The sequence below is a fragment of the Clostridioides sp. ZZV14-6154 genome (genome assembly GCF_020657785.1).
Taxonomy (GTDB): domain Bacteria; phylum Bacillota; class Clostridia; order Peptostreptococcales; family Peptostreptococcaceae; genus Clostridioides.
In genome coordinates this window covers 1-14965 of record NZ_JAGWCY010000001.1, presented here as the reverse complement: position 1 = coordinate 14965, position 14965 = coordinate 1, and the positions used below count along the sequence as shown (strand labels likewise).

Here is a 14965-nt window from a genome sequence, read left to right as displayed (position 1 = left end):
CACCCACCTTTCTATAATTTAAACATTATCTTATTTTAAAATTATTGTCATAACTTATAATTGTAGTTACACTTATAAATAAATTATTTTCATCTAAAATAGATGATGTTATATCTTGTATAATATACTTTAAATTAATTTTATCGTTATTTTTAATTCCTCTAGGCATTTGTATAAATGTACTAAAAGGTATTTTTAATTCAAGTATATTTTTCTTTGTAGGATTCCTATTTCTTTTAGCATTACTTATGTTTTCTAACCTTATATTAGCATTTATATCACCAACTAAAATTAACTTTTTACCCGTCATCTGCTCATCCTCTAATGACATACATTCTATTGTATCAATCAATTTTATATCGTGGATATTCATGCCACAAACAGATGTGTCTAATAAACTTACTCCAGATTTTTTAGAAGCTAGCTTAAAATTTTTATATGTATTAAATTGAGAAAAGTAAAATGTATTTTCTAGACTTTCACATTCTTCCAGATTATATATAACCTTATCTTTTTCATACATGATTTCATCAATCTCCCTATATCTATATATTAATACTATTCATTATAACTATTTCAAATTACTATTTTTAATTTAGTATCAAAGAAATATCGCTATTCATAAGATACTATATATTTTTAATAGATATAATACCTTTTATTTAAACTAAAAATATAATTTTAAAATTATAAATTAAGTATATCTATTGACTTCTTATTTATAATTGATTATAATCTTTATAGACCGACGGTCAGTCTTTAAAAGTGAGGTGTTCTAAAAATGCAAGATTTAAATAAAATGAATAGTTGTTTTAATAAGAATTTTAATCTAATAGTACTTGGTCAAATTATCTCTATACTTGGTTCATCGTTGTTAAGATTTGGACTTTCCACTTATATTTTAGATACGACAGGACGTGCAGACATATTTGCAGCTTTATATGCAATATCAAACATACCTCTTTTATTTTCTCCAATTGGTGGTGCAATAGCGGATAGATTTAATCGTAAAAATTTAATGGTCATCTTTGATTTTATGAGTTCGATTATTATTTTTACGTTTATTTGTCTTCTTTCCTCTTTAAACAATTCAATTATATTAATTGGGGTTATTATGGTACTATTGTCAATTATTAGTTCTATGTATCAACCTACTGTGCAGGCAAGCATACCTTTAATAGTAAATGAAAAAGATTTAGAACAAGCAAATGGAATTGTAAATGGAATTGGCTCTCTTTCAAGTATGTTTGCTCCTGTTCTTGGAGGTTTGTTGTATGGTCTTATTGGAATTAAGATGCTTCTTATTACAAGTTGTATTGCATTTTTTCTATCCGCAGTAATGGAAATGTTTATTCATATACCTTTTAATAAAAGAGAAGTTAATGGAAGCATAGTATCAACAATAGTCAGTGATATGAAAGAAGGATTTTCTTATGTTATAAAACAATCTTATATTAGTAAAGCCATGATTCTAGCAGCTTCTTTAAATTTATTTTTGACTCCATTCTTACTTGTAGGAATACAATATATTTTACGTATAACAATGCATAGTAGTAATAATATGTATGGCATAGGGATAGGAATTATTGAATTTAGTAGTGTTTTAGGTGCACTTTCAATAGGTATGTTTGCTAAAAAAATGAAAATGAATACATTATATCGCTGGTTAATGTTAATTAGTATTTTGATGATACCAATGGCCATTTCTGTTTCACCTTCAATGCTTAAACTAGGATACTATCCATCTTTTATATTACTATTTATTTGTGTTATACCTATAGCCATGTCTATGACAATTATTACTATATTCGTTTTAACTATTGTTCAAAAACAAACTCCTAATGAATTATTGGGGAAAGTAATGGCTACTATTACAGCTGTATCACAGTGTGTTGCTCCAGTTGGTCAAATTATGCATGGAAAATTATTTGAAGTTTTCAGTTCTAGAGTTTATATACCTATAGTATGTATGTTCATAATTATGCTATCAATTTCAATCCTTGCTAAATATCTGTATAAGAATGAATCAAAGGCATAAAATATAAAATAATTAAAAAGGATTTAATTCTTTTATAAAAAGCCTATAGTAAAAGGGCATATTTAAAGTTTTAAATTTATTTATTAATATTGAGATAACAAAAATGCTAAATCAAGTAATTAAAGTAAAATAAACATACTATTTATAATTATTTTTAAATATACAAACTGATTGGAAAACATACTTTAATCATCTACAAAACGGTAAAAAGCAACAGATAAATAAAGTATGACACCTTATTATTATCTGTTGCTTTATTCATTAGAACTATCTTTAATTAAATATACAATTATACTTCTATGTCTTCGACTTTTGAGATAAGCCATAAGTACGAAAGTACAGCTAATACTGCTGCTACTATCCAGACAATAATAAAAGGAATATATGTGTGAATCATAGTTGTTACAATGTTAGCAGTGCATGAGGCAAGAATAACAGAGGCTATAATCGTTGTTTGAATGGAATATTTTCGAAATCCAATGCTAGCAGAAATTACACCTATAAATAAAGAGAATACAGCACACAAAATTGTTTCAATGATAATCTTAAAAAACAATCCAAGAGTAAAATTATCAGAAATCATAGGAAAAATAGCTTCTGTCATCGTAAATATAAGTAGGGAAATAATCGTTCCAATCAACATAAAGCTCAAACATAATGTAGCTATTAATACAATCTTTGAGTTCAATAAAGTCTTTCGATTTATTGGATAAGTAAAAATTAAAATTGCATTTTTCCCAGAATATTCTTTTATAACAAATGTGGAAAACAATGCAGATGATAAAATGGCATAAGCTACCATTTGTAAAACGTTAGTGATTACCCAAATATTATGGTAATTAGAAAACTCAGCAGAATCTGTGTCTCCTCCTAAATAAGCAATCATAGCAAATGTATATAAAAATCCTAATACACATAAAGTAATAATACCCATGGCATTAAGATAAGGGCGAATTTTATTTTTTTTTAGTTCTAATTTTATAAGTTTATACACAGTTGTTTCCTCCATTCATTATTTCAAAAAAATACTCTTCCAAACCATTGGGAAATTCTTGTTTTACTGTAGACATAGGAATTTCTTTTAAAATACTTCCATTTGAAATAATACCTATTGTATCAGCTATATACTCTATTTCACTTAATATATGACTTGAAATAATAAGTGTCATATCATATTCTTTTGCAAGTGTTTTGAATAAATCACGCATTTGTTTTATTCCCATAGGGTCAAGACCATTGATAGGTTCATCAAGTAAAAGAATATCTGGATTATGTATGATTGCACGAGCAATCCCCAACCTTTGCTTCATACCCAAAGAGAACTTACATACCTGTAGCTTTCCAGTATTTTCGAGTCCTACTTTTTGCAAAACAGCATTTATATCTGCACCAGAAAAATTCATGTAAGCGTTATGTATCTTTAAATTTTCCTCCACTGATAAATGTTCATAAAAAATAGGTGTTTCTATAATACATCCAATTTTTCTTAAAATATTATTACGATTTTCTGATATATTCATATCAGAAATCATTATATTCCCAGCGGTTGGTTTTAATAAACCAGCTATCAATTTTAGTACTGTAGTTTTTCCAGCTCCATTTGCACCCAAAAATCCATAAATACTTCCTTTCTCTACATTTATGTTACAATGTTTGATAACCTCTTGATTATCAAATACTTTTACCAAATCTTGAACTTTAATGATTGTATTCATTTTCGTTAATATTTTCCTTTCTCTATGAATCAGTCTTTGTTTTTAGTGTTTATTAAACATTTCAAATTTGATTCTTTCATAAAATAATATCACTTCAAATAGACAATATGATGTCTTATTTAAGAATACTATCTTTAATTCAAAAAGTCAATATATTGTCTAAAATAAAATTTATATTTATTAAAAGGTACAATGGGTAGGGTATATGTTGGAATAGTTCAGATATTTAATATTACTTGGGCAAGGTTTTCAATATTAAAAATGATATAAAAATAGTGACTATCTTAATTTTAATAATTAAGATAGTCACTATTTTGTATAGTCTAATTAAATATCATTTTATTTTATATGTGAGTTTAATAGAATTTATTTTCATTAAATCTATTGTTCTGGTTTATAAATAACTTTCTTATTATTATCATATATTACCAAAGAATTTGACTTTACAATTTCATTTTCATATTTAACATCTTTTCCAGAAAAATTAGCTACTACTTTTAAATCCTCTCCATATTTAGTCATTTGAACTAATCTATCATCAGAAATAAACTCAAAGTCTGTCATTTCTCTTTTAATAGCCTTTTTATTAAACTCTGACCATACTTTATCATGAGAAATTATTTCACCTTTATGTTTTTCCCATTCAGTTCTATCTATATAATACATAGGTGGTGTATTATATAATACTTCTTTCATCATTCTACTTCCAACTTCATCCTTAATTTTAAAAGTTCCCCATAACCATTGATGAGAAGATACAACAGAATCATTATAAACTAATCTAAATAAAGGTAAAGAATAAGTTGGGTCTATAAATATTTTTTTGTATTTTTCTTTTACAGGTATCTGTTTCGAAAAGACTTCTGGTACTCCTCCTGTTGGAGAATAGTATCTGCCAACATAATATTCACTTTCTTTGTTCTTGCTCATATCTTTATCTACCCAAGCAAATGCTGGTGTCTCAAGCCCATGTGCAAATGCTATAGTACCACTTGCAAAGTCATTTCCTCCTTCTGAACCTATAACCATATTAGCATTATCTCTTATATACGACATTCTTTCGAGTCTGGCTTTTAAATCTTGTGACTGTGTTGTTATATGATTTGGAGAATAATCATCAAAAATTTCTCCTGTAGCATCACAGTCTATAAACCAAGAATTAAATTTATACCCTTCATCCAATATACTTTTTACTCTCTCTTTTACACTTGGTAAAGACAATGTAGGATTTAGTTGTCTTCCTTCTCCTTGAAATCCAGATTCTTTTTCACCTTTTTTATTTTCTATAGTAGCATTTTCATATAGTGACTTATCTTTAAATGCTGCCGTACTCCATTTTTCTTCCCCTGGCTTGTGTATAGAATGGTATGAATCATATGGTCCTACAAGATAACCTAAATCATTAGCTCTTTTGACTATCTCTGGTGATACATAACCATCTTCCATATCATCAAACCCTATCCAAGCATTATCAATACCAGATTTATTCATATCATTAATTACATCAATTGTATTATATCTTGCCCATGTATCAATTTTATTCACACTATCCCCTAGTTTTGACTTTAATAGCTTCTTGTTAAACTCTATAAGTTCTACTCTATTTAATTTAGATATTCCTTTATCTAATACTTTTTTTATTTCTTTATCATTACTATCAAAAACCTTACTATTATAAAAAGTATTTAGTTGCATAACTTGATTAAACGCTTGAACTATTTGATTTTTTTGATATTTATCTATATAATCTTGATTTCTTATCTGGTCAAGTACAGTTATAAATTCACTATTATCAGGTTTTTTACTTAAGAGTTCTTTCATCCAATTAATTAAATCGTCTGATAAATTTTTCTTTAATTTGTCCCATTTAATATCACTTACTGTTATTATAGATTTGTCTGCAAAATAAATCTGTGGAGCTCCATAAAGCTTTTTAATGTTTTCATTATCCTTAGATTTCTCTTCTAATGTTTTAAACTCCCCTTTATCAACTATATAATTTTTATATGTTTTGGCTACATCTGTAATATTTTTGTCAGTCAAATATATCTTAAATCCATACTCTTTATTTTTATTTATACTTGGATATTCATGTGTAAATGTAAAATTAATTTTATCTTTAGAATTAAATTTAATCTCATTATTAAACTCATTTTCAATAATATAAAGCACAGAATACTTTGTCTTATTTACTGCAAAAAACTGCATTGAAAAGGATTCTATGACATTGTAAGCTGATTCATTTAAATGCTCTTTCCAGTACTTATCATCACTTGGTATAAACTTGCCTTCATAAAGTGGTAACACATAACTTTCGCCTTCAATTCTTGGCCAATTAAAACTAGCTTCTTTTTCTGAATTAGATTTAATGTCTACATCTAAATAGCTTTCCTCCTTTTTTATATTTATGTCTATGTTTTCATCAGGATATGTCCATGATGTCTCTGTCTTCGTCTTTTTGAAATTTGATACTTTCCTTTCTTTTAATGGTTCAGATATCTTTTCCTTTAAACCATTGGATTCTACTGATACCTCAAAAGTTTCTGGTTTTACTTCAAAATTAAAATCCAGATTTTTGACATTATACATAGATGATGTGTCATTAATCACCTCACTACTACTACATCCAGTGATAGTAGTTGCAATAATTATACAACTTGTAAATACCGAGAATATTTTTTTCATAAAAGCCACCTCCTCGATAAATATATCATCCTTATGTTACGTCAAGGTTACAGTTTACTTTGAATTTCACTATCTATTAATTGAAGATTATATTGTTGAATTAATTCTATTAGACGTTTTGCATATATGTTATTTCCACTTTCATCTTTTGCAGTGCTATAACCTGCTTTTTCTAATGCTTTAGCTTGATAGATATATGTTTTTGCATCAAATACACCATTGGCTTTATATCTTTTATTTGTAGCTAAAAATTTTGCATGGTCTTTTATAGATTCACTTTTAGCATCATATATTCTAAATTTATCATCTATAATTGTATCTAAATGTTCTTTTGTTTCTAAAGTAACTGATTTTCCTTTCCAATAGGCATCGGCCTTTATACCAAATAAGTTATTATACTCTTTCGCTAAACTTGATTTACCCCAACTAGATTCAATTATTGCTTGTGCAATAGTTATAGATGGCAGTATTTTATAATTTTTATAGTTTTGTATAGCTGATGTTTCAATCTCATTAATAAATTTCATATATTGTGTGTCAGATTTTAATCTTTCTGGCTTTATGCCATAATCTTTAAGGTCCTCTATATAATCATTAACCAATCTTTTTTGTTTATTATTAAATTTTAACTCATTTAAAACACTACTTAACTTTTCCACTTTATTATTTTTAGAAAAATCTTTAACAAATAAATCTGATACTTCTTTTATTTGTGAATCATTAACTTTTTCTAACTTATTTTTATTTAATACAGCAATAATGGAAGCTACATACTTCCAATTAACTTGTGCATTATTTTCACTTGCTAAATCAGCATATTCTATATACTTACTAACATCTATATCATCCTTATTTATCTCTTTAATTGAATATTCTTTTACTAATACCCCTATTCCAACTACTATTATTAGTATTGCTACAATGAACTTCTTATTCTTCATAAATTATTTCCTCCCTTATATTCTCTACAGAATACAATATACCCTACTTTTGTTACATATTCTTTACGAAATTATGAAGATTTTATGAAGATTTATGTAATATATTTAATTTAAAGCACGATTATTGTTATAATATATAGGTTTGCATTAAATAAAAAATAGTTAAAATAAATTTTAAATTAGATAAATTTATTTTAACTATTTATACAATAAAACATTATTTTAATTTATTTCTATCAATCTCTATAGATTTTTCTAATATATACTCTTTTCCATATACAATAATTCTTATTGGTTTTCCCTTTAAATTTTCTATCTTAATTAAATTACTATATACATCAACATTGATATTATTATCTCTATAATTTATATTAAAAGAATAATTCTTCCATTCTTGAGGCAACCTAGGCTCAAAAGATAGAGTTTCATTCCATGTTCTCATACCTGCAAATCCATGTACAATGGAAAGCCATGAGCCAGACATTGAGGTTATATGAAGACCATCATTAGTATCATTATTATAATTATCTAAATCAAGTCTAGCTGTTCTTGAGTATAATTCATAAGCTTTTTTTAGGTTATCTACTTCAGAAGCGATAATAGAATAAACACTAGAAGATAAAGAAGATTCATGTACAGTATATCTCTCATAAAAATCAAAGTTTCTCTTTTTCTCTTCTTTAGTAAACCTATTTCCAAAATAATAAATTCCTTGTAACACATCCGCTTGTTTTATAAAGCAAGACCTAAGAATCTTATCCCAAGACCATTTTTGATTAAGAGGAAGATTCTCTTTTGGCAAATCTTTTACCTCTATAAATTCCTTATCTAAAAAATTATCATTCTGAACTATTATTTGTAATTCTTCATCATATGGCAAATACATTTTCTTTGATATTATTTTCCAGTCCTCAATTTCCTCTCTACTTATATTATTTCTTTCAATACATTCGCTGTACTCTTTTTCTAACTTTAAGACATTTTCTATAGCATATTCCAAACACCACTTGGCTATATAATTAGTATACCAATTATTATTAATATTGTTTTCGTATTCATTTGGGCCTGTAACTCCATGTATCATATACAAACCTTTTCTTGTAGATAAATGTACTCTGCTAGCCCAAAATCTAGCTACTTCTATTATTACATCTATACCCTTTTCTTTTATATATTCAAAATCACCTGTATAATTTGTATAATTATATATTGCATATACTATACTTCCATTGCGATGAATCTCTTCAAATGTTATCTCCCATTCATTATGACATTCTACTCCATCAAAAGTAACCATTGGGTATAAGGCTCCCTTAAGTCCAAGTTTTTTTGCATTATCTTTTGCTTGCTTTAGCTGATTGTATCTATATACTAAAAGATTTCTTGCTACACTCTTATCTGCCACACCTAAATATACTGGAAGACAAAATGCTTCTGTATCCCAATAAGTAGCACCTCCATATTTTTCACCAGTAAATCCTTTTGGTCCTATATTTAATCTTGAATCTTCTCCATAATAAGTCGAGAATAGTTGAAATAGATTATATCTTATACCTTGTTGACTACTCTTATCCCCTTCTATCTTTATATCTGCACTTTCCCATCTTTTATTCCACAATTTTGTATGTTTATTTAAGATATCTTCGTAATCTTTAAATATTTCTATATTTAAAATATCTTCACATCTCTTTAATAACTCATTTTCACCATAATCTCTAGTAGAAGTTATTGTTACATATTTTTCTATTCCAATAGTTTCATTTTCTAAAATATCCATTGTTATTGAATTTTCACAGTAATTATCAGTACTTAAATAAGATATATCATCTACTTTACCTCTTGTTTTAATATGCATCATTGCACCTACTGTAAATATTGGTGTATTAAATGTATTTTCTTTTGTACGTGAAAGTATCTTTCCTCTATATTCTGAGGAACTTGAAGAAACTGCATTCCAAAATTCTTCTTCATAATTTGAATCTTCATTTTTTATATTTGAATCTAAGTATGGAATAAATTTTATTTTAGCGCTAGAATTCAAAGCTTTTATATCATACTTTATTACAGCTAATTCCTTAACTGATATGCTTAAAAATCTTGTTATATTAGCTTCAAATTTTTTGCCATTAATATTCACAGTAAATTTGCGCTTTAAAATACCATTTTTCATGTCTAATTCTCTATAAAAATTTTCAACATTACATTTTGCAAGGTCTAACTCTACACCATCTATGAAAATTCTTATCCCTATATAATTAACTGAGTTAGGAATTTTACCAAAGTATTCTGGATATCCATTTTTCCACCATCCAACACGAGTTTTATCTGGAAACCATACTCCAGCTATATAAGAACCTCTATGACTATCTCCGCTATATCTTTCCTCATAGTTTCCTCTCATACCCATATAACCATTGCCTATACTCATTATAGACTCTGCTAATCTATTTTCTTTAATTTCAATCTTGTCTTGTATAATTTTCCACTCATTTATATTATCAAACAAACATTTCATATAACGCTCCTAACTATATACTTATTATACTCACTTAATATATACTTAAAATTTAACTGACTTGTTGAATTTACAAGTAAATTTGCTTTTTTTAGATTTTTATAATCTCCAACTCCAACAGAAAACATATTAGCTGAGTTTATAGCATCAATACCTGCACTTGCATCTTCTATACCTATACAATTTTTAGGATTTACACCAAGCCCCTTTGCTGACATGAGAAATATATCTGGATATGGTTTGTTGTTCTTACATTTTGATGCATCCGCTATGAAATCAAATTGGTCACTTATGCCTAGATGTTTTAATACATTTGTGGCATTCTTACTTGCAGAAGATAATCCTATCTTTATATTATTAGATTTTATATCATCAAGTAAATTTTTTATACCTGGTAAAATATCATTTGAAGTTATCTTGTTTATTAAAGATACATAATAGTTATTTTTGTCTTCAGCCATTTTCATTTTTTCTTCTTCCGAAAATGAATCTTTTTTATATCCATATTCTAGTATTTTATTTAATGATTCCATTCTACTTATACCCTTTAAAGACTCATTAAATTCCTTATCTATATCTATACCAATCTCATCAGCTAGTTTTTTCCAAGCTAAATAATGATAATCTGCTGTATCTGTAATCACTCCATCTAAATCAAATATAAATGCTTCAAGCATTCCTATACCTCTTTCTCTATAAGGATTTTTTAGACTAATAATTAATTTATTTTGCGTCTATATCTCATATTTTAGATATTCTTTTATATTTTAAATATTCTTTATAGAACTATTCAATCTAATTCACTCTTTAATTCAAAACCCACATCTATTTCACTCTCTTGCACACCATATTTTTTTATCACTCTAGAAAAATTTGACCACATCTTTCCAGAAAAAGCATTTAAATAATTTATATTGCAAATAAATTTCCCATCTTCAATTTCTTTCTTATATAGTCGTGGTCCCACTATATATACAGGAAACATAGCCCATGCTTTTTCCCCTCTGTATTTTTTTATAACTTTTGTATAATTTTCATTCTTCATAATACATACTAAAAATACACATACAAACGGATTTTCTTCAATATCTATACCAAAAGAAAAAGATATATCCTTTCCAAACTCTTTTTCTATTTTACACAAATCCTCTTTAACCTGTTTTTCAAGTTTTCGTGAAGCTTCATTACAAAACTTTTTAATTTCATTAGATTGAATTGGAATCCAAAGTGGCATATCTGATATATAATCTATACTTTTATCATCAAATGGTAATTCTCTTCGCTTCATTTCAGCTATAGCAGACAGATAATTTTTATCAGATATAAAAAAAATTGCAATTTTATTATTATCTACATATATTTTAACTGGACATTCCTGCTTCTTATTATTTATTGAAATTCTAGTAATATCACGATATGAATACTCTTTTTCACGCCCTATGAATTTACGAACTTTAATATTATATAAATCAAAAATAATATACTTTCTTGTATATTTGAGAATTGAAGTTAATCCATATATTGTAAGTGTAATAGTAATTACTAATATGTAATACTGTTTAATATATACACAAAATACACTTAATACAATCCCAATTGATAAAAATATCAAACCTAAAATTAAATTTACACTACTAGACTTTACTGTAAATATATATTCTTTATAGTCATTCATGTTTTCCCTTCCCTCTACTTATTCAGTAATTCTCCTTTTTATTAAATTACAAAATAATTAAAAACTTCAATATTTATTTTCATCTAAATAAAAACTTTTCTTAACAAGTTTTATTACAAATCACCTGTATATAAAATTATACTAAATTCATTTATTATAATTAAAGATACTTTATTTAAATAATATAAAAAGTTATAGTTAATTTTAAATCAAGCACATTGTTACATTATTTTAAAATAATAAACTCGTATTTTTTTAATGTTATTTCTTCCTTTAAATCAATTATCTTTTCTTCATATAAATCTTTTACTTTTCTATTCATCAAGTAATCTGGTAACTTTAAGATTAAATCTTTGGATGAATTATTTATTATTACTGTAATAGATTCTTTTTTTAATATAATTGTTCCATTTTTTTTATCTGATAGTATCCACTCATTTGATACAGTTCTAAGCTCTCTATTTGATTTACGAAGTCTAATAATCTTCTTCATAAAATCAAGTATATCTTTATTCCATTTTTCCTCATTCCATTCCATACATTTTCTTTGTCCTTCAGATACTGGACTTAGTTCTCCTTGCATTCCTATTTCATCACCATAGTATATACAAGGACTTCCTGATTGTATAAACATAAATAAATGCGCAAGTTTAAATTTACCTATATTACCATTTGCATAAGTCAATATTCTAGTAGTATCATGACTTCCAAGTAAATTAAAAATAACTTCATTGACTTGCATTGGATAGCTTACTATTACATCATTTATCATATATTTAAATTCTTCAGCATTTATCTCATTTGTACAAAAGAATTGTTTCATAGCTTCTGACATTAAATAATTCATAACTGAATCAAATTGGTCTCCCATCAACCATGGTAAACTTCCATGCCAAATTTCTCCCAATATGTATATATCAGGTTTTATTCTTTTAATCTCTTGTCTAAATTTTCGCCAGAAAGCATGATCTACTTCATTTGATACATCCAATCTCCATGCATCTATATCAAATTCCTGTATCCAATACCTCCCTACACTCAATAAGTATTCTATTACTTCTGAATTTTCTGTGTTAAGTTTCGGCATGTATTTTTCACACCCAAAAGTTTCATAAGGTATGTTTTTTTCATCTATTTCTTCTATTGGAGTATCAACTTTACTCATATCTTTTATATAAAACCAATCTTTATATCTCGAATTATCCTTATTTTTAACTACATCTTGCCACTGTTTAGAATAATATCCTATATGATTAAATACAGCATCCAACATTATTTTTATATTTCTTTTATGTGCTTCTTCTATCAGTTTTTTCAAAGTAGCTTTATCACCTAAGGTAGGGTCTATTTCCATGTAGTCCATCGTATCATATCTATGATTAGTTTTTCCAACTGTAATAGGACAAAAATAAATTCCATTTACTCCTAAATCGCTCAAATAATCTAGGTGGTCTATTACACCTTGTAAATCTCCACCTGTAAAATTATCTCTTGTTGGAATAGCTCCCCATATATCTACTCCTTCTGGATTTATAGATGGATTTCCATTTGCAAATCTATCAGGAAATATTTGATACCAAACAGTATCCTTTACCCAATTTGGGACTTTAGGTATATCTATATGATTCAAATATGGATATCCAAAAAAATTACTTATTTCACATAACTCTTTCTCATCATTTTCGTTTCCTAATTTTATTATCTTTTTTTCTGTAAATAAAATTTTTTCTTCTTGACCTTCTATTATAAATCCATACCTTGAACGTTTATTTAAAGGCTTACACTCAGCTATCCAATAATCAAATAATTCTGTTTCTACTTCTTTGTTCATCATTATATTTGTTCCACCAGACCAACCAAGTCCAGATGCATTTAGATTCCCTCCTCCTGCACCTCCTTTGTCCCATACATATTGGTCTCCTATCCTTAAGGTCACTTTTTTTACCTCATTTTTTTTAGTTCTAATTCTTATATGTAATGTTTCTCTATCATAGCCATAAGCATAGTTGCTCATTGGTATATGTAATATAGCTTCTTTTGTTAAAGTTTGTTGAGTTGATTCTGTGATTTGATTGTTTAAAGTTATATTTTCTTTATTTTTATTAGACAACTTTATCCCTTCTTTCTAATAATTTACATAATTTAAAGATAGGTCAATATATTTAACTATTATATCATAATAAAAAGATATAATAGTTAAATATCATAACAATAGTTTTCTAAGCTACAATAATCATTTTTATTAAAATAAATCTTATCTTTATTATTTTTTTGCAAAATAAAAACCTCTAGTATTTTCCTAGAGGATACAATGTCATACTATTAATTTTTATACTAACTTTTAAATTATTTAAAAAGACTTATCTATGCTATATTAGCTCTCTATGCTATATTATTAGATTTAACTTTTTCTATGTTTAAAAAATAAGTTTCTCTCTCTTTAAATAATGATACATATTTAAAATCAAGATATTTAAGCATATCATAAGCCACATCAAAATCTTTACATATATCTTCTACTCTATGAGAGTCAGAACCTACAGTAACTATAAAACCTCCAAGTTCTCTATATCTTTTTAAGATATCTTCATTTGGATGTATGGCATTTAATCCATATCTATAACCAGATGTATTTAACTCTATTCCACTTCCATTATTAATTATTGACTTTAAGACTTCATCAATAACATCTTTAAAATCATTATATATTACTCTGTTATCTGAATATATCCCATATCTAGATATATAATCTAAATGTCCATATATATTATAATCTTTAAATTCATGATTAGTTTCAAGTATGCTATTAAAATATTTATAATATGCATCTTCTTTGCTAAGTCCTTCAAAGTATTTTTTCGATGGAACAGGTACATTATCAATTGTATGAGTTGAGCACAATATAAAATCAAAAGGATGTGAATTTATTACATCTTTTATTTCATTTTTTAAATGTTTTCTATATCCTACTTCAACACCTAATAATAACTCTATATCCTTTTTATACTTTTCTTTTAGTTTATTAAACACTGGGACATAGTTGTTATAATCTATACAAAATCCCTTACCTTCATCATGCTCTAAATGGTCTGTAAAAGTTAAATATCTAACACCTATACTTATAGCTTTTTTTATTGTATCTTCCATTGAATCCTTTCCATCACTTGAAAAATTAGTATGAATATGATTATCAATTAAATTCATATTATCCCTCCCTTTATTTTATCTACCTTAATTATACTACAGGTTTATTGTATACAATTGTTAAAAGAAAATGATAATAGTTAAATTTTATTTACAATACTTCCTCTTTAAAGAAATACCTTATTTTTATACAAAAAAGGAAGTGTCTGAATTGATTTTATAAAATCAATTCAGACACTTCCTTATTAATAT

11 protein-coding genes are annotated in these 14965 nt (G+C 26.3%); 1 reads left to right on the top strand and 10 read right to left on the bottom strand.

Annotation, left to right across the window (positions count from 1 at the left end):
- Positions 1–25 precede the first annotated feature (25 nt).
- Positions 26–523 (bottom strand): SPOCS domain-containing protein, encoded by a 498-nt coding sequence (locus KGF45_RS00055; protein WP_227829552.1) that lies wholly within the window; start codon positions 521–523, stop codon positions 26–28.
- A 258-nt stretch (positions 524–781) separates the two neighbouring features.
- Between KGF45_RS00055 and KGF45_RS00050 the strand changes: the two genes are divergently transcribed.
- Complete coding sequence (locus tag KGF45_RS00050) at positions 782–2038, top strand: MFS transporter (RefSeq protein WP_227829553.1); 1257 nt, start codon at positions 782–784, stop codon at positions 2036–2038.
- Between the two features lie 289 nt (positions 2039–2327).
- On the opposite strand, the gene KGF45_RS00045 is transcribed toward KGF45_RS00050, so the two are convergent.
- The 9 genes from KGF45_RS00045 to KGF45_RS00005 all read right to left on the bottom strand — a co-directional run bounded on the left by KGF45_RS00045 (position 2328) and on the right by KGF45_RS00005 (position 14773).
- Positions 2328–3032: an ABC transporter permease gene (locus tag KGF45_RS00045; RefSeq protein ID WP_227829554.1), complete on the bottom strand. Its 705-nt coding sequence runs from the start codon at positions 3030–3032 to the stop codon at positions 2328–2330.
- Positions 3025–3753, bottom strand: a complete 729-nt coding sequence (locus KGF45_RS00040) for an ABC transporter ATP-binding protein (RefSeq protein ID WP_227829555.1) — start codon at positions 3751–3753, stop codon at positions 3025–3027. Before KGF45_RS00040 ends, KGF45_RS00045 begins: the two co-directional genes overlap by 8 nt.
- Before the next feature lie 381 nt (positions 3754–4134).
- The gene (locus tag KGF45_RS00035; RefSeq protein WP_227841563.1) at positions 4135–6438 is read right to left on the bottom strand and encodes a glycoside hydrolase; all 2304 of its coding nucleotides are present in this window, start codon (positions 6436–6438) and stop codon (positions 4135–4137) included.
- 47 nt (positions 6439–6485) lie between these two features.
- The gene (locus tag KGF45_RS00030) at positions 6486–7379 is read right to left on the bottom strand and encodes a glucosaminidase domain-containing protein (protein ID WP_227841562.1); all 894 of its coding nucleotides are present in this window, start codon (positions 7377–7379) and stop codon (positions 6486–6488) included.
- A 217-nt stretch (positions 7380–7596) separates the two neighbouring features.
- On the bottom strand, positions 7597–9894 hold the full coding sequence (locus tag KGF45_RS00025; protein WP_227841561.1) for a glycoside hydrolase family 65 protein: 2298 nt from the start codon (positions 9892–9894) through the stop codon (positions 7597–7599).
- On the bottom strand, positions 9891–10571 hold the full coding sequence (pgmB, locus tag KGF45_RS00020) for a beta-phosphoglucomutase (RefSeq protein WP_227841560.1): 681 nt from the start codon (positions 10569–10571) through the stop codon (positions 9891–9893). Before pgmB ends, KGF45_RS00025 begins: the two co-directional genes overlap by 4 nt.
- Before the next feature lie 113 nt (positions 10572–10684).
- Complete coding sequence (locus KGF45_RS00015; protein WP_227841559.1) at positions 10685–11569, bottom strand: hypothetical protein; 885 nt, start codon at positions 11567–11569, stop codon at positions 10685–10687.
- A 226-nt stretch (positions 11570–11795) separates the two neighbouring features.
- Positions 11796–13679 (bottom strand): glycoside hydrolase family 13 protein, encoded by a 1884-nt coding sequence (locus KGF45_RS00010; protein ID WP_227841558.1) that lies wholly within the window; start codon positions 13677–13679, stop codon positions 11796–11798.
- A gap of 272 nt (positions 13680–13951) precedes the next feature.
- On the bottom strand, positions 13952–14773 hold the full coding sequence (locus KGF45_RS00005; protein ID WP_227829562.1) for a histidinol-phosphatase HisJ family protein: 822 nt from the start codon (positions 14771–14773) through the stop codon (positions 13952–13954).
- Between the last annotated feature and the right edge of the window lie 192 nt (positions 14774–14965).

Excerpts from the sequence above, each read along its gene's own strand:
- KGF45_RS00055 (WP_227829552.1), bottom strand. The coding sequence starts at position 523 with ATGTATGAAAAAGATAAGGTTATATATAATCTGGAAGAATGTGAAAGT.
- KGF45_RS00050 (WP_227829553.1), top strand. The coding sequence starts at position 782 with ATGCAAGATTTAAATAAAATGAATAGTTGTTTTAATAAGAATTTTAAT.
- KGF45_RS00040 (WP_227829555.1), bottom strand. The coding sequence starts at position 3,753 with ATGAATACAATCATTAAAGTTCAAGATTTGGTAAAAGTATTTGATAAT.
- KGF45_RS00035 (WP_227841563.1), bottom strand. The coding sequence starts at position 6,438 with ATGAAAAAAATATTCTCGGTATTTACAAGTTGTATAATTATTGCAACT.
- KGF45_RS00030 (WP_227841562.1), bottom strand. The coding sequence starts at position 7,379 with ATGAAGAATAAGAAGTTCATTGTAGCAATACTAATAATAGTAGTTGGA.
- KGF45_RS00025 (WP_227841561.1), bottom strand. The coding sequence starts at position 9,894 with ATGAAATGTTTGTTTGATAATATAAATGAGTGGAAAATTATACAAGAC.
- pgmB (WP_227841560.1), bottom strand. The coding sequence starts at position 10,571 with ATGCTTGAAGCATTTATATTTGATTTAGATGGAGTGATTACAGATACA.
- KGF45_RS00015 (WP_227841559.1), bottom strand. The coding sequence starts at position 11,569 with ATGAATGACTATAAAGAATATATATTTACAGTAAAGTCTAGTAGTGTA.
- KGF45_RS00005 (WP_227829562.1), bottom strand. The coding sequence starts at position 14,773 with ATGAATTTAATTGATAATCATATTCATACTAATTTTTCAAGTGATGGA.